This is a genomic window from Chryseomicrobium sp. FSL W7-1435, from assembly GCF_038595005.1.
GTDB lineage: Bacteria > Bacillota > Bacilli > Bacillales_A > Planococcaceae > Chryseomicrobium.
Genome location: NZ_CP151997.1, coordinates 155,823 through 176,543 on the forward strand (window position 1 = coordinate 155,823; position 20,721 = coordinate 176,543).

Here is a 20,721-nt window from a genome sequence, read left to right on the forward strand (position 1 = left end):
CAATAAGCGTATGTTCAGTGTAACATATCCACTCTTCTTGTGCAGAACACCAATTATTCCTCTTACAATTCTCGTAGAAAACTGTGGCGTCAGTGAAGACTAACCGACAAAACACCAGCGCAAAAGCGCTGGTGTTTTTTAAAATATGCCCCAGTAAACCAAATGGAAGAACAGAGGCGCTGTATAGGTGAGGCTATCCACTTTATTAATCGTTTTACTCTCAATAACTGGGCCCTCCCCCGTCTCCCGCAAGAAAAAATTACGCTTCAAAGCAGACATGACGGCTGTTCCGAAGAATCCAGTTGCACCAATTAAGAACCCAGCAAATATACTAAACGGTACAGACATCGGTGTAATCCATGGGGCTAGGATGGCAGCAAGAAGGGTTGTTCCTACAATTCCTGCGATGACCCCCTCCCACGTCAAGTCTGGATTGGCAACAGGCAATACTTTTCGTTTTCCCCATTTTTTTGAGACCATGTATTGAATGACATCATTCGCTTGCGTTAAAGGAATAAGAAAGAGAACCATTAAAGCCCCGTACTGCGTTGCAATCCCCACATCATGGCGCGTAATTTCAGGCATCTTCGCAAAAAGTGCCAAGTGGCTTAATCCAAAAACCAATAGCATAAGTCCCCACTGCGTCATACTGACAGATTTTATAAATCCAGCACTGCTCTTTTGAAACAATCGAGCTAATGGCAAAAACAAGAAGACATAAATGGGAATGAACACAATAAACATGCCGTACCAACCAATATGAATCCAGTAAAAATTTATTGGAATGGCAAGGTATGCCCAAATAAAAAGTCTGCGATCATGCTTGCGTGTTTCAAACATTGAAAAATACTCTCGAAGCGCTAGAAAACATAGAACCATTAGTGACAACAAAGAGATAGTCGGATGAACTAAAAAGGACAATCCAAAAATTGTCGCCATCCCCCACCAAAGCTTTGTCCGAATCACCAATTGTTCATATTTATTGAGCCCCTTATTTTTCCTCTTTTGAAAATATGTTATAACTGATACAAGAAGACTAACAGCAATCAAAATCAAAAACACAACATAGACGACATAGAACGTAGAGTTCATAAAATACTCGACTAACACATTCCCACACCCTTGGACTCAAACAGAAGGAGAGGATCCCCTTTGAATGAACGATTTGTTTATATTTTATTGACCGATACCGGCACCGTCTTTACGAAGACAATCAAAACGTATACCAAAGCTCCTTATAATCACTCTTCTCTCTCTCTAGATAAGGAATTAATTCAATTATATAGCTTTGGACGTAAAAAACCCAACAACCCTTTTCAAGCAGGATTTGTGCAGGAAGATGTACGCAATGGAACTTATAAAAAATATCCAAAAACTACATGCGCTCTCTATGAAATACAAGTCAGTCCTAGACAGTACCAAAAAATCGAGCGAATGATTGCTTTGTTTCAAAAAAATAATAAAAAAACCATTTACAACTTACTAGGAATCTTTGGTGTAGCGGTAAAAGCACCCTTTGAACCACAAGGCTCTTATTTCTGTTCTCAATTTGTCGCTGAAATTTTACATAGAGCAGGCATCAGTTTTTGGCCGAAGCTTCCCTCTCTTGTCGAGCCAGATGATTTTCGAAAAGTGCTGGCCTCCAACTTAGTTTTTGAGGGTCTTCTTACAGATTATGTAGCACAACAAAAATAACCATAAAAAAAGAGCTAATCTCGCTGATAATGGCGAATACGCTCTTTCACAATTTGCAATAAATACGTCGTTGGACTCATATTACTAGCTAGTGGAGAACCCTCCCAAACTTGATGAAAAGTTTCTTTCAAGATACGTTCCTTAGTTTTTATACAGACTGGACAGCGAGATATAAGTTTCCATAAAGCATTTTCATAGCGATCATAAAGTTGTTGCAATGCCTGTTGATCACGCAACTGGATTCGTTCCAATAAATCTCTATCTGAATTCACTAATTCACCCGCCGTCTTCTTCAAGTACTTAATACCTACCCTTTCCTAAAAAATTGCAAACACTGAAACGACTACCAGCAAAAAATATTATAATTGAAGCACGAAAAATATCATGGAGTTAGTGTAATTACTTTTCATTGTATAGTTTCTCTATCGACGAAATGGTATACTATTCTAAATAGTTGAACTTATATGGATGTGAACTTATGGAAGCTGTAGACCGCTATTCTCAAATTCAAGATGCCTGGACTTATGTTCACTCTGACACAAAAAAAGCTGCACGTATTAGTCAGGAGGTCTTACAAGATCCACAGACATCACACGATTTCCTTTTACAAGCGCAAGCAAAAATTACGCTTGCTTTTTGTCATGCCTATGAGGGGAAAAACGTAGAAGCACTAAATCTTGTCAACCATGGTCTTGAACAGGTAAGATCCGAACAATCCATTGAGTGGATTATCAATGCAAATCGCGTTATCGGCTATGTTTATTCTAGCTTAGGTGATTTAAAGCGTTCGAGTGATGCTTTTGAAGAAGGCCTGCAATTAATCAAAGAATATGACCTTCCTATTGATCCACATTACTTAAATAATTTAGGGTTCATCTATTATGAACTTGGGGAATTCAAACAAGCACACGAACAGTTGCTTGAAGCCTTGGCTGTAGCACAGGAGCAAAATCACGATATAGTTCCACTCCTGCTGTCTAATGTAGCGGATTTGCATTTACAGTTCGATGAGGTAGAAGAAGCAGAAAACTACAACCAACAAGCTTTCGACATCTTACAAACACGTGTGAACGATCGCAGTTCACTGGCCCACTGTCACAGTATTTTTGGCTTAATCTCTAAACATAAAGGGCAATGGGAGGACGCCTATAACTCGTTTACCATAGCCCTCAAAATGTACCAAGAACAAGATGCCAAGTACGCCGAAGCTACCATCCTCATTGATTTGGGTGGCCTTTACTTTGATCAGAAGAATTTTGACTCTTCCCTTACAAATTATCATCAAGCTCTTGAAATAGCAGAAAACCTTGAAGCCATACTTTTGCAACAAGAGATACTCAAAAAAATGTCCGGTGTTTATTACGCCTCTCATGAGTTCGAAAAAGCCTATCAATTTTTGTTACGGTTTAATGATGTGAACGAGCAGATTAAAACAAAAGAAGTTCAAGATCAAATCTCCCGGTATATGACGGTAGCGCAAGTCAGCCAAATGCAAAAAGACGCCGAAATTGAACGTTTAAAACTAAAGCGTGAGTCACAAGAGGCTTCGATTCGAGCCAAAGTAATGGAAGATTCCTATCAAGATTTGAAGACGGTCAGCGAGATAGGACGGCGAATCATTGCTAATCAAGAAAATGCTGAAGTGATGTACTCTGTGTATCTAGATTTAAATCAGTTAATGGAGGCTCATATCTTTGGTCTTTGCTTATACAACAAAGAAACTCAAGAAGTAGAATACCGAGCCTTTGTAGAACAAGGTACCTTACTTTCTCTTAGCAACAAAAGAATCGATGACCCAACGAGTTTATCCGTCAAGTGTATTCGCGAGAATAATGAAATACATATTCAACGTGCCATACTTGATAAAGACTACACAATTCGTGATTCTGTTTTTCCAGATTACAATCCACAATCTCTGCACTTCCTGCCACTGAGTATGAACGATGAAGCTATAGGTGCAATGACTGTGCAAAGTTATGAATCTGAAGCGTTTAGTGAGCGTCAAATTGAAATGTTACGTCTTTTAGCTCTTTATATCTCCATTGCTATGAGCAATATTTTAAAGTCAGAGCAACTTCAGTTACAGACAAGGAAACTAGAGGAGTTGGCAAAGACTGACCCACTCACTAGCCTTTATAATATGCGTCATATGAAGTTACTTCTTGCTCAGTCCATGGAGACATATTATCGTTCCAATAAATCCTTCTCCATCTTGGTAATTGATCTAGACCATTTTAAAGAGATCAATGATTCGTATGGTCACAGTTGTGGTGATCATGTTTTGCAGGCACTCAGCCAACATTTCCAAGCATTTGTTCGTCAATCAGATGCCATTGCACGTTGGGGTGGCGAGGAATTTCTCATGCTGTTAACTGACACTTCATTAGAGGACGCTCGCTTAATTGGAGAACGCCTTCGTAAATCAATTGACGACTTAGCTATCTCTTACAATACAATTTCTATAAATGTCACAGCGACTATCGGTGTAGCCACCTATTCAGCAAAAGACTGGCATGTAGATGAGTTAATCGAACGTGCTGATAAAGCGCTTTATATCGGCAAAGAGGCTGGACGCAATCAAGTAGTTACTTACAGAAGTGAATAAAAAACGAGTGCGTCTCCTTAACTAAAGGAAAGGCACTCGTTTTTATTATGGCAGACGATTTCCTGCTGCTTGATAAATGGCATACCATTCTTTGCGAGACAATTCAATCTCAGATGCTGCGGCGATTTCTGAAATTCGACTAATTTTTGTAGATCCCGCTACTACTTGCATACCTGCTGGGTGTCGTAAAATCCAAGCAGCGACAATCGCTGATTTTGACACGCTGTATTGATCAGCTAATCCTTGCAACACTGTATTCAACTCAGGGAAACGGGGATGATCTAGGTACACACCCTCAAAGAATCCAAATTGGAAAGGTGACCAGGCTTGAATCGTAATCGATTGTTGCTGACAATAAGTCAGTACTCCCCCATCACGGTCAATAGCACCTGCAAAGTCTGTATTTGCTTGAATTCCGGTGTTTAAAAGAGAAGAATGTACAGGACTAAACTGTAACTGGTTGATTTGAATCGGTTGATGAGTAGCTGCTTGCAACCATTCTAATTGATAGCGGTTAAAATTACTGACCCCAAAGGTTTTCACTTTACCTGAACCAGCTAACACGTCAAATGTGTCGGCAATCTCATCAAGTTCCATTAAGGCATCCGGACGATGCAACATAAATACATCGACATAATCGGTTTGAAGGCGTGCTAGGCTTTCATCCACTGACGTGAGCAAATGTTCTTTTGAGCTATCGTAATAACCTGACCGAATAGAAGCTTTTGTTTGGATGACTAAGTCCTCACGAAGAGATGGTTGATTCTTCAACACTTCACCAAAACGCGTTTCACATTCTCCTTTTGCATAAATGTCCGCATGATCAAATGTGTGAATTCCGAGCTCTAATGCATGATGGACCCATTCTGTTACCTCTTGGTCGGTCAGTTCATTAATTCGCATACACCCCATTACAAAGGGATTTTTCTGCTTCTCCTGCATCTTCATTCCTCCTTCAATATAAAAACGCTATTCTTAACCTGTTAGGAAAAGAATAGCGTACTCTTATAAAATATCCAACCAAATTTTGATAGCTGTTGCTAAAATAAGGCTAGCTAAAATCCATTGAAGATATTTTGTATTCATTTTTTGACCTAGTTTTGCACCCAGAGGAGCTGCGAGAATACTTGCTACAATCATCACGGCAGCTGGTCCGTATAGAATTTGGTCTGTAGCAATCTTACCAATTGTCGACCCAATAGACGAAATAAATGTAATAGCCAGTGATGTGGCAATTGTCATGCGAGTTGGAATTTTTAACACCACTAGCATAATAGGAACTAATATAAACGCCCCTGCTGCTCCTACAATACCTGCTGCAATCCCAACAACGAACGCTAGACTTGCTGCCAACCATTTATTGAACATCCCCTCAGCTGCTGGTCGATCATCCAAATTCTTTTTCGGAAGAAACATCATGATGACGGCAATCGTAGCTAATACCGCATAAACGATATTAATAGTACCTTCAGAAATAAGTGTCGACCCATATCCACCAATGAAACTCCCTACTAAAATAGCTCCACCCATATACGTAATCAGTGTTTTGTTGAGATACCCACTCTTCCGGTATGCCCATACGCCCGCAATCGTGGCAAAGAATACCTGGATTGCGCTGATTCCCGACACCTCGTGTGCCGAAAAGGCAACATAACCTAGAGCTGATGGAATATAGAGTAGCATTGGATATTTAATGATAGATCCACCAATCCCGACCATGCCGGAAATAAAAGATCCGACGAAGCCAATTAAAAAGATGACGATGATAAAGTCGATACTCATCTGAATTCCTTCTTCCTTACGCTTTTTTAATCCAGAACGTCAACACCTCTGCTTGTTCTTGAACATCCAACAGCTCATGTCCACCTGATTTAGACCAAGCGGCTAAATCTGCTTTCGCCCCTTTATCGGTTACGACGATCTCTAAAATTTCACCGGACTCTATCTCATTCATTGCTTTACGTGTTTTTACAATCGGCATCGGGCATGCAAGTCCCTTTGCGTCTAAAATTTTAGCTACATTCATTTGAAAACTCCCTTTCCATTAGCGCACTGCGCAACGATTTGGACCTATTTCCATTTCACGCTGTACTTCTTCATCAGGGGTGATTTTCCCCATATTCGTATGTCGTATATCTTGATACGCGTTAGGCTGTGGTGGTAAATTGTTTGTTACTAAATCGCGAAAAACAGATTCATCTTCTATATTCAAGCCATGATTTTCACGGAATAAATCCCCAAGCTTCTTCGATACACTTCCATCTTCATTAACTTCATCCAGTATCATAAAGTGAGCAGGAAGGACAACTAGCTCCTCTGCTAATTTTTGATAACGGCTATAGAGAGATTCACGAAGATCTAGTACCCAATCTTGCGCAAGACCCGCTAAATCTGGTCGTCCTATAGAATCAATAAATAATATGTCTCCTGTCATTAAATACTGGTCATCTACAAGAAATGATGTAGAACCAATAGTATGGCCTGGAGAGTAAAGAGCTTCCACCTTAACAGATCCTACGTTTACAGATAAACCATCTACTAATTTTTCAAATGAGAATACGACTTCTTCTGCATCTGCTGGTGGTAAATAATACGTAGCACCAGTGGCTTCAGCAATCTTACGACCACCTGAAATATGGTCAGCATGTAAATGAGAATCCAATACATGCTTGATTTCAACAACTTTTTCTTTTGCAAAATCAATAAAGGTATCTGCCATACGCGTCGCATCAACAAGAAGGGCTTCTCCATTTGAGAGGACCATGTAAGAAAGACAGCCCTTCCCTAATCGTACAAATTGATACAACTCCCCACCTGAAGCTAAATCTGCAATCTTTACAGGTTCTAAATGTTCACTCCAAGCTTTCATGCCAGCGGCTAGATAGGAAACATTTACGCCTTCTTCAGAGAGCATTTCTGCCACCATAATAGACGATCCTTCTTTTGCGCATACTACTAAAATATCCCGGTCTTGTGGTAAGTCTTTTACAACTTCTTCAACCCCATCCAACAAGTCGAAATAAGGGGTGTTTAGATAGGTAATTGCTCCACCTTCAATTTTCCAATCGGCAAAAGCGTCGCCATTACGCACATCGAGGATAAACAAAGGTTGGTTGTCGATTATTTTACGCGCGACTTGCTGCGCATTCATTGCAGTTACAGTCATAAATATTTACCCCCTAAGGTATCTATAAAGTTAAATTTTTTAGAATGTTAATGTCACGTCAGCATCTTGTGCGAAGTCTAAGAATGTGACAGCGCCGCCCACTTCAATACCATTTACAAACGCTTCTTTTTCAAGACCCATTACGTCCATCGTCATTTGGCATCCAATAAACTTCACGCCAAGGTCTTGAGCCATTTCAATTAATTCTGGAATGCTTGGTACGTTTGCATTTGCGAAACCTTGTGCAAAATGCTCTTTTCCTGCAGGCATTTCTAACTGTTGGTTTCCTTGCTTATGAATTAAGTTTAATCCTTCAAATGTGAAGAAGATTTGCACCTCGTGATCGGTTGCTGCTGCTGCTGTTGCGATATTAAATACTTTGTATGCGTCAAATAGTCCACCGTTTGCTGCGATAATTGCTGTTTTTCTTGTCATTAGAATCTCTCCTCTTTTACTTCAGTAGTTGTTTTTCCTGTAAAATCACGCATTCCTGGAACGACATTATAAAGTGGCGTAAATCCTTCTTTAGCTAGAACACTTCCCGCTAGAGCGCTACGTCTCCCAGAATGACAGATAATATAAATTTCTTGTTCTTTTGGTAATTCGTTCATACGCGTTTCGATATCACCTAATGCAATATGGATAGCCCCAGGGATATGCGCCTCGCGAAACTCATCTAGTTCACGTACATCTAAAATTGTCATTGCTGATGTTTGCTCTAGCTTTTCTTGAAAAGCAGCTAGTTCAATTTCAGGAATTTCAATAGATTCTTCTACTTTTGTCGCTCCATCTTTTTTCAAGAAATGATGAAGCACTTCACCCTCCGTTTCAGTTCCTAAATACAAATGCCCAGAGCCTTTTGCCCATGCTTGAAGATCCGCAGTCGAGCCTTTATCTGTCGCTTGAACTTCCAAGATAGAGCCTGATACTAGATCATTCATTGCTTTACGTGTTTTCACGATAGGCATCGGACAAGCAAGTCCTTTGGCGTTTAACACGTGTTCCGTGTGAATCATGTCATGCCCTCCTCTATACCTATATGGGTATAAATTGAAACAAAAAAATAAGATTTTATATACCCCATTAGGTATACTAAACTGTATGCGAATAAATGTCAACTCATGTACCTAAATAAAAAAACTGTTTAGATGATCGCTCATCTAAACAGCTCCTTACTCTTCTTTATTAAACCAAAGTTCTTCTTGATCATCGACATCCCCATTGTAATTAATCAGGATTTCTTCGCCTGCTGCAATATCTGTATAAGCAAAAAAATCAAACGTCTGGTTGTCAAAGTTAATCTCATACGTTGAGTTTGGTGTATACGAATGATTGAACAACATACCATATCCTAATAAAATAGCGGATCTTCCAATGCCATACTCAAACGCATAGTCAGCTAAATGCGTCTTTTCAATATACTGATGTTCTTCGTTAGGATAGGCTAATACAGGAGCCTGGTGAAACATTGTCCCTTTTGCGATTGCTTGTTTGGCGAATACGCCTCTATTCATTTCTCCCTCACCGAGTGGAGACCATTTGATTTCAATCATGGTTTAAGTACCTGCTTTATCGTAGATTTGTCTATCTTACTGTACCACGTTCTAAGAAATGCGTCTAAATTGCAGAGAAATAGGGTATAGAGAAGTAGCTATTTATAGAGGAGACACCCCTATGACATCAACCTATCAAGTACTCCGTGACCGTTCTCCAGAACGACAAAATTCACAAAACACTTCATTAGAAATATTAAGAGGTACCCATTTACGTAGCGCATTACATTCCCAACTAGTTGCAGGAGCCACGCGCTACTCTCAAGCGGAAACGGATCGACAAGCAGTAGAGGAACTTGTGGATCTCGTTGAATTAGTGCATGCATTGCTGCCGGCACACAATATGACGTATGAAGAACTTGAAATGGTGCGCAGACGTAAAAAGAATGAGCAAGGCTCATTTACCGAAGGACATGCTATTGTTCAGGTATAGGTAGTGTGAAAGAAACCTCAATCCAACATTTTGGATTGAGGTTCTTTTACGTCTGTAAAAACGTATCAATTTGTTCCACCGGCTGTGGCCGTGCATAATAATACCCCTGAAAAACATCACAACCAAGGCCTTTCAACAAGTCTACTTGACGCTCCGTCTCGACTCCCTCAGCCACTATAGGAATTCGTAGATTATGGCCTAATGCTATAATCGCTGCCACAATGGCTTCCCCATTTTCTTCATCCAAATCTCTTACAAAAGCTTGGTCAATCTTTAAATGATCGATTGGAAAATGGCGCAAATGCTTCAGTGAACTGTATCCAGTCCCAAAGTCGTCCATCGCAATCAAAACTCCCAATGCCTTCAGCTCTTTTAAAACACGAGTTGCCGCATCTTCTTGCATTGCAATCGATTCCGTGATTTCTAACATCAAATAGCGGGGATCAAGCCCTGTCTCTTGTAGGATAGACGCCACTTGATCAACCAAGTCTTTTTGATAAAACTGGCGCAAAGATAGATTAACAGAGACCGGTACAAACTGACCAAATTGGTCCTGCCAGCGTTTATTCGTTTTACATGCTTCCCGAATCACCCACTCACCGATTGGCACAATCAGTCCATTCTCTTCAGCAAGCGGAATAAAATCAACAGGTGACACCCTTCCGAGTTGCAAGCTCTCCCAGCGAATCAACGCTTCAAACCCCGTCAACTTTTCATTTACTGCTTCAAACTGAGGTTGATAATGAAGCGTAAATTCTTGTTGTTCTAGTGCTTTGTGCAATAACGATTCAATTTCTAATGTATTCTTTGTGAGACCGATGATTTGTGTTGTATAGAACTGATAATTATTGCGTCCCACTCTCTTGGCATGATACATCGCCATATCTGATGAACGCATCAATCCCTTCATGTCTGATGCATCTTTTGGGAATAAACTGATCCCAATACTAGTTGTCAATACAGCTTCAAAGCCGTCTAGATTTAGGGGTTTTCGCATCTCTTCAATTACTTTCTGAGCGATTTCCGTGACCTTTTGTTCCGAAGTCTTGCGTAAAATCACCGTGAACTCGTCACCTGCATAACGAAATACAGAACCACTTTCTTCAACACATGCGAGCAGACGATCTGCCACTTCTCGCAACACACTGTCTCCTGCTTCATGGCCTAATAGATCATTAATAAACTTAAATCGGTCTAAATCCACCAAAAACACAGCAGATACTTCATCCTCTGCATGGGGCTCTTGTGTTAATAATACAAGTTCATCTTGAAACAACCGCTGATTGCTTAATGAAGTCAAGACGTCATGATAAGCCATATAATTCGCCAAGTCTTCGTTTCGTCTACTTTCGGTGATATCTTTACATACACAATGAATGGCCGATAACTCCCCATCGATCATTGCGGGTATTAGCATGACATGCAGTAAGTGCTGCTTCTCATCTCTACCAATCACCATCGTTTCGTATTGACGGGGTTTCCCATCTAAAACTAACTGGAAGTTTTGATACGATTCATTGCGCCGCGAGGAATCAATCAAGCGTAAAAATGATTTCCCCACTAGCTCCTCTGCCGGATAGCCAATCATGGTGATGGCTGCTTCATTTACTCGTAGGAATTTCCCTTCTAAATCAAATGTCAAAACAGGATTAATATTGTAATCAAACAACGCTTTATAACGCTGCTCGTTTTCTTTCAACAGATTTTCCATCCGTACTTTCTCCGTAATTTCATGCGCAATTCCTATTAGTCCAGTGATTTCATCGTTTACAAATACCGGAATAGCCGTAATATCAACATCCAACGTACGTCCATCTTTAGAACTAATAGTTGTTTTGAAACGTGCGGTCTCTCCTTTTAACACTTGATAAAAGTAGTCTTTTAGCCAATCGAGATTGGCCTCTGCAATCAACTGCCTTACATCCATACCTAGTGCTTCATCTGCTTCATAATTGAGTGCAACTAGACCAGCCTTATTGAGTCCTGTAATGGTCCCATCTAAGTGAAGCGAAAAAGCGATGTCTGGATTATTGCTAAAAAGTGAACCAAATTCTTGCTCTGACTTTTGTAATTGTTGTTGCGTTTGATGGTGCTCCGTAATATTAATAATGGTGACGACCATAATAATTTCACCAGAAGCTAACTCGACTGGATGTGGTTCTACTTGAAGAGCGAAACCCGTCATATTTCTTTTTAGAGGGCTTTTTTTCAATTTGATGCTTTTTTTACGAGTCTCTTCTCGTAATTCATCGAGATCTCGATCAACTGGAATTTCAAATAACTCTTTCCATGTGTAAGTAAGTATTTCCTGTTTAGGCAACTGCATTAATTCTACAGCTTTTTGATTTATGTAAATAAATTGGTGTGGATGATTATTTTCATCCATCTGAAACAAACAGATGGGTACAGGGAAGTTTTCAATGATTCGTGTAAAATCATCAATCGAATAGAGAGAAGCCAATTGTTGATCAAATTCACTGTAAGTTTTCATATGGCACCTCCGGCCTATTTCCACTTCAAACTATTTCGTAAAACTAACCGTTATTTTAGCCGTAGTAGTAGTTTCTTATCTTTAAGTATAAAAGAAATCTGTGCAAAATGTATAAAAACATGCAAATTTAGAAAGAATTTTCTGAATAAAAAAAGATAGTCACAATTCTCTCATATTCCCTCCTAGATGTAAGACCTTTGAAGCGTATCCTTCTACGAAAATCCGTATACTAGAACATAAGAGGTGAACCCAATGAAAACACTACAAACATGGGCCTTACAATACCGAAAATTTTTACTACTCCTTATGCTTCTAACGCTACTTTTAGCTTTCACAATTATTGGACAGAGCTATGCAATTGTTCAAGTAGTGGATGGGGCATTTATTCAACAAAGCACATTTAAAGATGCATTGCCGTACCTTCTTGCCCTAGTCGCATTTCTTATTGTTCGTGCCTTGATCAATTATCTAAATGCTCGTATAGGCCTTAGTCTGTCATTTCGTGTTCGTGAATCGATGCGTGCTGAACTCATCACGAAATGGGGCCGTCAGCCACTTCAACAAAGTGGGATTTCCCAATCGGGGGATCGGCTAACGACGCTTATCGATTATGTAGACCAATTAGATCCTTACTATCGTGAATACGTCCCACAAGTCATTAAAACAACCTTAGTACCAGTAGCTATCTTGATCAGTGTTTTTTGGGTGAACCCGAATAGCGGCTGGATCATGTTGATCACGGCCCCTTTCATTCCACTTTCCTATATTCTTGTCGGGCTGAAGACCCAACAAAAGTCTGAACGTCAGTTAGCCGAACTCTCTTTGTTCTCCGGAAAGTTTCTTGATATTTTGCAGGGGCTGCAGACCTTAAAGCTCTTTGGACGCGGGAAAGAACAAGCAGATGTTTTAAAAGAGAGCAATGCAGGATTCCAACGTACTACGCTATCTATTTTAAAAATCGCTTTTGCTTCTACTTTTTTTATCGAATTGATCATCACCCTAGGTATCGGATTACTGGCACTTGAAATAGGATTTCAGATGCTAGTTTTTGAAACTCTGGCATTTGCCCCCGCTTTTTTCGTTTTAGCAATTGCGCCAGAATACTATAACTCTTTAAAAGAACTTGGGGCTGCGTTCCACACCGGTAGAGGAAGTCTTGCAGCATCTGAAAAGCTGCAAAAAGAACTAGAGAAACAGGAATACCCCGTAAAATGGGGCACTACACCTGTGCCCGTACCTATTCGTTTAGAAATGAACAATGTGACATTTTCTTATGGGGATTCCTTTACTTTAACCGTCGACCATTTTCAAGCCTTGCCAAATGAACGCCTTGTGATTATTGGTCCTTCCGGTCAAGGGAAGACAACTTTACTTCATGTAGTATCTGGCTTGTATGAACCCCAGCAGGGCGTCATCACTATCAATGACAAAGAACGGCAGACGATCGACGAAAGCAGTTGGTGGGGACATACCGCTTATATCTCACAACATCCTTATCTGTTTGCGGGCACTATCCGTGAAAATATAGAGATGGGCACTCCTGCTACAGACACTGAATTGTCCGAAGCAGTCACTTCAGCTGGACTAAATGAGTTAATCGCCACTCTCCCAAATGGGTGGCAGACAATCGTTGGTGAAGGCGGTCAAGGTCTGTCAGGCGGGGAAAAACAACGAATTGCGCTAGCTAGGTCCTTCTTGAAAAAACCGAAGCTCATCTTTTACGATGAACCGACGATCGGATTAGATGTAAAGACAGAGCGTATTCTATCAGAGTCTATGGATCGATTGGCAAAGCAAGCTACCGTCATTACCGTCGCTCACCGTCTTCCTACGATTCGCAAAGCGGATAAAATTGCCGTCATTCTTGAGGGAGCTTTAGTGGCTTTAGGCACACCTGAGCAAGTTCTCGAGAAAAGCAGCTACTACGCAGCACTTGTGCAAGGAGGTCAGCCGAATGAAGATGCTACTTCAACTCATACTTGAAGAACGAAAAGATGCGCTTATTGCCATAAGCCTTGGCGCTGTTAGTGGAATTACGGCAATTGCATTATTTGCCCAGAGCGGCTATATGATTTCAAAAGCTGCACTTGCGCCACCTTTTTATACAATCTTAATTTTAACGGCATTTTTAAAACTCTTTGGGGCTGTTAAATCTACTAGTAAATATTTTGAAAGATTGATCTCTCACCAAGTGACATTTGGAGCACTAAGCCGAATTCGGCAACATTTTTTTGCACAGCTTGACCCTCTAGTTCCACAGTTATTTACTCGCTTTAGAAGTGGCGAATTACTAACGCGCTTTGTTGGAGATGTTGAGGTTTTACAAAACTTCTTTTTGCGTGTCCTTTATCCACCGCTCGTGACAGCTGTCGTATTTATGGCCACGATATTTTTCACGTTATTCTTTTCCATCTGGATGGCACTTGTATTGGTAGTAGGATTTTTACTGATTGCCGTTGTGGTACCTGCTTTGTTTGCAGGGCGTTTGCGCCAAAATAACGTACTTGAAAAGCGGGCGGCTGTTGCGACCGATGCGGCTGAATACTTGGCAGGGTTTCGAGAGTTAAAACTCCATAATCAACTAGCTGTCAAAAATCAACAGCTCAAAGAGACGCAACAGCTCTATGTAGCGGAACAGCTACAAGCGGCTAAGACACAGTTATGGAGTCAGACTGTTAATGCGACAGTGGCCTCTTTTACAGCGCTAGTTATTCTAGCCATTGGAGCCTACTTCGTTTCAATAGGAGAACTGAATGGATTGTTTCTTGCGATGCTAACATTGGTAGCACTCACCTCATTTGATACAGCAGTTCCTATCGCCGGGTTGCCTGGCCATTTGCATGAAAGTCGTCAAGCTATGTCACGCCTGAATGATGTTGTGGCTCCTGAACAACTTGCAGGAAATAATAGTCTAACCCTATCCGCCACGTATGAGATAGAGCTTAGCGACTTATCTTACAGCTATCCTGGAATTGATCGCTATTCTGTAAATCAAACATCATTAAACTTTCCCTCTGGTTCTCGTACCGCTATTGTAGGTGCGAGTGGTTCTGGGAAATCCAGCTTGCTACATTTGATTGCGGGCATGGTACTTCCAAGCGCTGGAGAAGTGCGGGTCAACGGTCAATCAACTCATAACGTAATTCCCGAGACGTTATGGCAACAACTTGGGATACAACTTCAAAGTAGCCACTTCTTTTATGGCACTATTCGTGATAATTTACTGATCGCTAAGCCAGGAGCTACAGATGAAGAGTTGCAACTCGCATTGCAGAAAGCTCAATTAACTATCAGTTTAGATGCAAACGTATTTGAAAAGGGAGAAAATTTGTCAGGTGGGGAAAAACAGCGCCTTTCCTTGGCTCGGTTGTTTTTAAAACAAGTTCCTATCTATTTGTTAGATGAACCTTTTACAAGCTTGGATTATGAGACAGAAGAGCGTTTGGCAGAGGCCTTGTGGCAACACACAAAAGATTCAACCGTTATTTTGATTAGTCATAAGCTCTCTGACTTGGAGCGTATGGATTCGATTGTGGTAATGGATCATGGCCGGGTAGTTGAAAAAGGAACTTATCAGGAACTGCTAGCTAAGCGTGGTGTCTTTCATGAAATGAAGACTATTGAAGATTCTATAGTTTAAAACCAAACAAGGATGGATAAAAATAAAACAGTAGATTCTTTAGGTTCCAAAGAATCTACTGTTTGTTTGTGTATGCTGAGTTCCGTTCCGGGACTGCGTTCCGTGGGCGCGTCGTGAGTTTCCTCGTCGCAAGCTCCTGCGGGGTCTCACGTTCCGACTTTTGATCCCACTGGAGTCAGCCCCTCCTCTCCACTCAGCATAGCAGTCAATAGATATATGTTTTTTTACCGTTCTGTTTACATTTCTTAAATAATTGGTCATCTACATCAGCTGCTGGTAGAGGTCGGCTAAAGTAATAGCCTTGGAAGACATCGCAGCCCAGTTGACGCAGCTCTTGTACTTGATCTGGTGTCTCAACGCCTTCTGCTACAACTGTCATATCTAAATGATGACCTAATGAAATAATTGTAGCAATGATAGCGCGGCCTTCTTTCGTATCTAGTTTATCTGTAAACGCTTTGTCTATTTTTATATGATCAATAGAGAACGTCTGGAGATATTTTAACGAACTATAGCCAGTTCCAAAGTCATCCATAGCTATTCGTACGCCAAGCTCTTTCAGTTCACGCAAAATATCTGATGCGATATCTTCTTGCATGGCAATAGTTTCTGTAATTTCAAGCATAAGACAACGTGGTCCTAGTCCTGTTCGTTTCAAGATCGATTTTATCTTCTCCACTAAATCTGACTGATAGAATTGGCGTAAAGACATGTTCACAGAGATTGGGGTGGCCGGAAACCCTCTTTTTTGCCAAGCCATATTTTGCCTGCAGGCCTCTTCTATCACCCATTCCCCTATAGGAACAATCATACCCGTTTCTTCTGCAACCGGAATGAAGGCATCAGGTGGGACGACGCCAAGTTCTGGGTTGTTCCATCGAATTAACGCTTCAATGCCGTGAATTTTATTGGTTGCTGCATGGTATTGGGGTTGATAATAAAGAACAAACTCCTTGTTTTCAAGCGCTTTGTGCAAAAGTGTTTCCATTCGTAAATCACTATGAGCCAGTCCTGCAATATCAGAGGAGTATAATTGAAATGTATTACGACCGTGTTTTTTGGCGTGATACATGGCATGATCAGCCGCTCGAATTATTTCCCGCTCGTCTGCTCCATGCCGTGGATAAAAACTGATACCCAGACTCGCGGTGAGTACTGTATGAAAGCCCTCAATTTCATAGGACTTACTTAATTCTCCTATGACTTCTGCAGCTAGAAGTCTGGTAGCCAACTCTGTAGTGTGCGGTGTAATAATAGCAAATTCATCACCGCCATAGCGGAAGACTTGTCCTCGGGAACCAATGATTCGTTGAAGTCGTTCGGAGAAGGATGTAATCAATTGATCCCCAGCTTCATGACCAAGGTGATCATTGATGAATTTAAAACGGTCCAGATCGACAATCCATAAGCCTAGTTCAGTTGATGTATGCTGCTTCAACAAACTTCTAAGTTCGTCATTAAACAAGCGTTGATTCCCTAAACCCGTCAAATTGTCATGATACGCCATATGACGCATCATCTCTTGATGTCTCTTCAACACTGTCACGTCTTTTCCAATACAATGAATATGAAGTAGCTCCCCATTCACAAATGCCGGAATAAGTGTGATATGCAGATGTGTACGTTCCCCTTCAGTATTAAGTGCCGTTGTTTCATACTGATAAGGCTGTCCATTTAGTACTTGTTGAAAATGATGCCAAGTACTTTCGCGCAGTTCCTCTTCAATAAAGGGTAAGAATGACTGTCCTATTAGCGCTTCTTGCTCCACACCAAGAATATCTTCTGTCGCTTTATTAAACGCTAGGAAGCATCCTTGCAAATCGTATGTAATAACTGGGTCAATATTGTAGTCAAAGAAGGCACGATGGCTTTCTTCACTGTCTCGGAGTTTAGTTTCCATCTCTAATCGTTCCGAAATATCTTGCGCCATGCCGATGACACCGGTTACTTCTTGATCAACAATAATGGGTACTGCTGTGATTTCCACAGAAAACGGGCTATTGTGTTTATCTTTAAGTTGAATAAAGAAATTTTGAACATGACCTTTTAGTATTTCTGAGAAAAGGGCTATGGTTTTTTCTAAATCGGCTTCTATAATAAGATCTTTAAAATCCCTACCAATCATCTCGTCTCGCGAATAACCAAGTCTTTTCAAGCCTGCATCATTGAGATTTGTGATCAAGCCTTCTTTACTAATAGCGTAAATGATGTTGGGGTTGAACTTAAACAAAGATTCAAATTCAGATGAGGTGACGCGCAGTTGTTCTTTTGTTTGAAAATGCTCAGTTGCATCGATTATCGTCAAAAGAAAATAAGTTTCCCCAGCCTGTGTTTGAAAGTCACGAAGGCTAATACGCAAAGCATGACCTTTTAGCTGCTTACTCAAAGGAGATCGTTTATAGGTAAACGGTTCAGAAGCTGTTTGCTCTTCCATCTCTTGGAGATTGATTTGAGCATCAAAGCCAAAAACCTCTGACCACGAATAGGTACGCAGTTCTTGTTCCGATAATAGGAGTAGGTCTTCTGCACGTTTATTGACGAATAGGAAACGATTTGGTTTTTGTTCATGGGTACTCGACAAAATACAGAGTGGTTCTGGCATTCTTCGTAACATCACTTGAAAATCCTCAATCCCGAAAAGTGAATCCATCGAAGCAGTTAATTTAGTTTTATCCATGGAGATGTCACCCCCTTTTCTAATTAGGTTTTAGAATAGTTTTATAATTATTCTTATTATAGCAAATAGTAAGGAATAGAGAGTAAATCAGCTAAAAAGTTACAACAAAAAAGGCCTGAACATGTCAGACCTTAGTATCTCTCTCCTAGCGGACTCCTAGTGGCGAAGCTATATGATAACTAGATTTATTGTCAGCTTTAGTAGAATACATCGCTTGATCAGCTAAGCGAATCAGTTCTTTTTGATCTTGTGTATGATCTGGATAGACAGCAATTCCTAAATCGACTTTGAACTCAATCAAGTGTTCGCCTATGCGACAAGGCTCTTCAAAGACATTTACAATGCGCTCAGCAATAAAGATGGCCTCACGTTCCTCAGCAAGTTCTGGTAAGACGATTGCAAATTCATCTCCACCTAATCGTGCAACTGTGTCTACTTGACGAACAGCTAGCTCCAAACGCCGCGCAATCTTATTGATAACTTCGTCTCCCACCTCATGACCGTACGTATCATTGATTCTCTTAAAATTACGCCCATCAATAACTATGAGACCCACGCGTTCACCATGTCTCTCTGCATGCTTTAGAGCCATCTTCAGGCGGTCTTCGAAAAGTCTTCGATTGGGAAGCCCTGATAAGTAATCATGGAACGCCATGCGCGCAAGTTGTTCTCGGTATTCAATTCGTTCTGAAATATCTCTTGCTGATGTCACAATTTGAGTGACAACGCCATTTTCTAGGATAGGGGTCGCAATGATTTCCATCCAAATATAGTGCCCCTGTTCATGTAGATGCTTTACCTCTACTGTGATAGACTTAGCTTCCAAAAGTACTTGCTCAAATTTTGCTAAAATCGTTTCACGTTCTTCTTCAATGAGAAATTCGCTAAAGTGTTTACCCATGTATGCGGAAGGAGAAAAGCCCACAATCACTTCACTTGATGGCGACACATATTCAATAATTCCTTGGGGATTGATCAATTTGATGACATCTAACGAGTTTTCAGCAATCAGTCGATAACGTGCTTCATTTTCACGTAACTTTATTTCTAATTGATGTTTTTCGGTAATGTCTTTGACAATGGCAAGGATATAAATACATTCGCCTTCTTCATTAAAGGCAGGATAGAGAGTCGTGTCTCCTATGAACTTTCGAGTAGGGTTCACGAGCTCGTGAATAAACTTAACTGGCTCTCGTGAAGTGGCTACTTGCCGATATTGGGCGTCTAATAAATCTGCTTCCTCTGCGTCATTAATAACCTCGTGAAGCGTCCTATTTATGGTAGCATCATCAAATAAAAGCACGTTTTTCACTGCTTGATTGATGTAGTGGTAGGAAATCCCGAGCTCTTCTACTTTCATTAGAAACACTAGGTCATCCACATAATCAAACAGACGAATCATTCTTAACCCTTCGGACAAATATGTATCGAAGAATGTCTGCATCCCCTTTTCCCCTTCTCCAAAAAAACAATAATTGGTTTGATTATATACTATTTACCCGGTAAAAATCGAATATTACGCAAATAATGTGAGTAATTTGTGACACGTTATATTACTTTTATGATAGATTTTCTATATTTATGCGCAACAAAGCCCTTCTTCCTTTAGTTTGAAGAAGGGCTTTCTTTATTCCCACTCATATAGTTGTTTTAAGTTTGATTGAATCTCTTCAATAGTTTTACTATCCATTGGTGTCTTCATCCAACGATCCACATAGTACAAAGCATCTTCTACAGGAATCGCATATTTGATTTCTCCGTAGTCCCCACCTGTTTGCGTAATGATGCCAATCACTTCACCAGACACCCGATCAAACAATGGCCCCCCACTGCTACCAGGACCGACCTGTCCATCAAACTGGATAAACTGATTGTAAGAAGACGACGATTCCATCTCAAGGTTACGCTCTCTCCCTGTAATGTACCCTAATGATGCAGTGTGCTCTAAACCATACGGTGCGCTAATTGTAAGAATGGGAGATCCTACTGGAATAATGGCTTCACGATCTATTGCTAATCCTCCTTCTCCTACGTAATCAGGCACCTTTACAAGAGCAATGTCCATGAATTCAGAGATTCCTATAATCTCGCCCTCTGAGTAGTGGCCATAAGCGTTCCAGACTTCTACTTCTGTCCCATCTAGTGTGACATGAGCATTGGTAATTACATAACCTTCCTCTCCATAGAGAAAACCTGATCCCATCCCTGTTTCCGTGTAAATAGTGACGACTTGTGGAGAGAGGGATTTAATTAGTTCGCTGTAATTATCAGATTGTACTACAGCGGTCGTAGCAATAGCCGAACTGACTGTATCAGTGTTTGTTTCTGGCTGATTAAAGTAGAATCCCGAAAGGTTTAATCCGAGCAAAACACCTAGTACTACAAGTGACGTTGATTTCAGGAAAGGTTTGATTTTACCTTTTCTCGTTGCATTTTCTGTATTCATCTGGGTTCCTCACAT

At 40.6% G+C, this 20,721-nt stretch carries 18 protein-coding genes; 5 read left to right on the top strand and 13 right to left on the bottom strand.

The features are described 5' to 3' along the window. Positions 1-138: 138 nt before the first annotated feature. Entirely contained in the window at positions 139-1,092 is a 954-nt protein-coding gene (locus tag MKY84_RS00870; RefSeq protein ID WP_342527118.1) for a phosphatidate cytidylyltransferase, read from the bottom strand. Positions 1,093-1,152: 60 nt separating this feature from the next. Here MKY84_RS00870 and MKY84_RS00875 point away from each other — a divergent pair, with 60 nt between their 5' ends. After that, entirely contained in the window at positions 1,153-1,695 is a 543-nt protein-coding gene (locus MKY84_RS00875; protein ID WP_342527119.1) for a hypothetical protein, read from the top strand. Between the two features lie 14 nt (positions 1,696-1,709). On the opposite strand, the gene MKY84_RS00880 is transcribed toward MKY84_RS00875, so the two are convergent. Further along, entirely contained in the window at positions 1,710-1,991 is a 282-nt protein-coding gene (locus MKY84_RS00880; RefSeq protein ID WP_342527120.1) for a hypothetical protein, read from the bottom strand. A 182-nt stretch (positions 1,992-2,173) separates the two neighbouring features. On the opposite strand from MKY84_RS00880, the gene MKY84_RS00885 reads away from it, so the two are divergent. Then, positions 2,174-4,300, top strand: coding sequence for a diguanylate cyclase (locus tag MKY84_RS00885; RefSeq protein ID WP_342527121.1), 2,127 nt, complete (start codon positions 2,174-2,176; stop codon positions 4,298-4,300). A 45-nt stretch (positions 4,301-4,345) separates the two neighbouring features. Here MKY84_RS00885 and MKY84_RS00890 read toward each other — a convergent pair whose 3' ends face one another. The 7 genes from MKY84_RS00890 to MKY84_RS00920 all read right to left on the bottom strand — a co-directional run bounded on the left by MKY84_RS00890 (position 4,346) and on the right by MKY84_RS00920 (position 9,019). After that, positions 4,346-5,242 (bottom strand): aldo/keto reductase, encoded by an 897-nt coding sequence (locus MKY84_RS00890; RefSeq protein ID WP_342527122.1) that lies wholly within the window; start codon positions 5,240-5,242, stop codon positions 4,346-4,348. Between the two features lie 63 nt (positions 5,243-5,305). Next, positions 5,306-6,082: a sulfite exporter TauE/SafE family protein gene (locus MKY84_RS00895; RefSeq protein WP_342527123.1), complete on the bottom strand. Its 777-nt coding sequence runs from the start codon at positions 6,080-6,082 to the stop codon at positions 5,306-5,308. A 16-nt stretch (positions 6,083-6,098) separates the two neighbouring features. After that, positions 6,099-6,326, bottom strand: a complete 228-nt coding sequence (locus tag MKY84_RS00900) for a sulfurtransferase TusA family protein (protein ID WP_342527124.1) — start codon at positions 6,324-6,326, stop codon at positions 6,099-6,101. Between the two features lie 18 nt (positions 6,327-6,344). Then, positions 6,345-7,466: an MBL fold metallo-hydrolase gene (locus tag MKY84_RS00905; protein WP_342527126.1), complete on the bottom strand. Its 1,122-nt coding sequence runs from the start codon at positions 7,464-7,466 to the stop codon at positions 6,345-6,347. A 39-nt stretch (positions 7,467-7,505) separates the two neighbouring features. Next, positions 7,506-7,901, bottom strand: a complete 396-nt coding sequence (locus MKY84_RS00910; RefSeq protein WP_342527127.1) for a DsrE/DsrF/DrsH-like family protein — start codon at positions 7,899-7,901, stop codon at positions 7,506-7,508. Then, the gene (locus MKY84_RS00915; protein ID WP_342527129.1) at positions 7,901-8,482 is read right to left on the bottom strand and encodes a sulfurtransferase TusA family protein; all 582 of its coding nucleotides are present in this window, start codon (positions 8,480-8,482) and stop codon (positions 7,901-7,903) included. The genes MKY84_RS00910 and MKY84_RS00915 overlap by 1 nt, the downstream gene beginning before the upstream one ends. Positions 8,483-8,638: 156 nt before the next feature. After that, positions 8,639-9,019, bottom strand: coding sequence for an SET domain-containing protein (locus MKY84_RS00920; RefSeq protein ID WP_342527131.1), 381 nt, complete (start codon positions 9,017-9,019; stop codon positions 8,639-8,641). Between the two features lie 121 nt (positions 9,020-9,140). Here MKY84_RS00920 and MKY84_RS00925 point away from each other — a divergent pair, with 121 nt between their 5' ends. Next, positions 9,141-9,452: a nucleoside triphosphate pyrophosphohydrolase gene (locus MKY84_RS00925; protein ID WP_342527132.1), complete on the top strand. Its 312-nt coding sequence runs from the start codon at positions 9,141-9,143 to the stop codon at positions 9,450-9,452. Positions 9,453-9,498: 46 nt separating this feature from the next. On the opposite strand, the gene MKY84_RS00930 is transcribed toward MKY84_RS00925, so the two are convergent. Next, on the bottom strand, positions 9,499-11,943 hold the full coding sequence (locus tag MKY84_RS00930; RefSeq protein WP_342527134.1) for an EAL domain-containing protein: 2,445 nt from the start codon (positions 11,941-11,943) through the stop codon (positions 9,499-9,501). A 252-nt stretch (positions 11,944-12,195) separates the two neighbouring features. On the opposite strand from MKY84_RS00930, the gene cydD reads away from it, so the two are divergent. Together cydD and cydC are read left to right on the top strand one after the other, a co-directional pair. Further along, on the top strand, positions 12,196-13,926 hold the full coding sequence (gene cydD / locus MKY84_RS00935; protein WP_342527136.1) for a thiol reductant ABC exporter subunit CydD: 1,731 nt from the start codon (positions 12,196-12,198) through the stop codon (positions 13,924-13,926). After that, the gene (cydC, locus tag MKY84_RS00940; protein WP_342527137.1) at positions 13,898-15,583 is read left to right on the top strand and encodes a thiol reductant ABC exporter subunit CydC; all 1,686 of its coding nucleotides are present in this window, start codon (positions 13,898-13,900) and stop codon (positions 15,581-15,583) included. Before cydD ends, cydC begins: the two co-directional genes overlap by 29 nt. 205 nt (positions 15,584-15,788) lie before the next feature. Here the strand turns inward: cydC and MKY84_RS00945 are convergent, their stop codons facing one another. The 3 genes from MKY84_RS00945 to MKY84_RS00955 all read right to left on the bottom strand — a co-directional run bounded on the left by MKY84_RS00945 (position 15,789) and on the right by MKY84_RS00955 (position 20,706). Then, positions 15,789-18,260: an EAL domain-containing protein gene (locus MKY84_RS00945; RefSeq protein ID WP_342527139.1), complete on the bottom strand. Its 2,472-nt coding sequence runs from the start codon at positions 18,258-18,260 to the stop codon at positions 15,789-15,791. Between the two features lie 145 nt (positions 18,261-18,405). Next, entirely contained in the window at positions 18,406-19,704 is a 1,299-nt protein-coding gene (locus tag MKY84_RS00950) for a diguanylate cyclase (RefSeq protein WP_342527142.1), read from the bottom strand. 183 nt (positions 19,705-19,887) lie between these two features. Further along, the gene (locus MKY84_RS00955) at positions 19,888-20,706 is read right to left on the bottom strand and encodes a S1C family serine protease (protein WP_342527143.1); all 819 of its coding nucleotides are present in this window, start codon (positions 20,704-20,706) and stop codon (positions 19,888-19,890) included. Positions 20,707-20,721 lie beyond the last annotated feature (15 nt).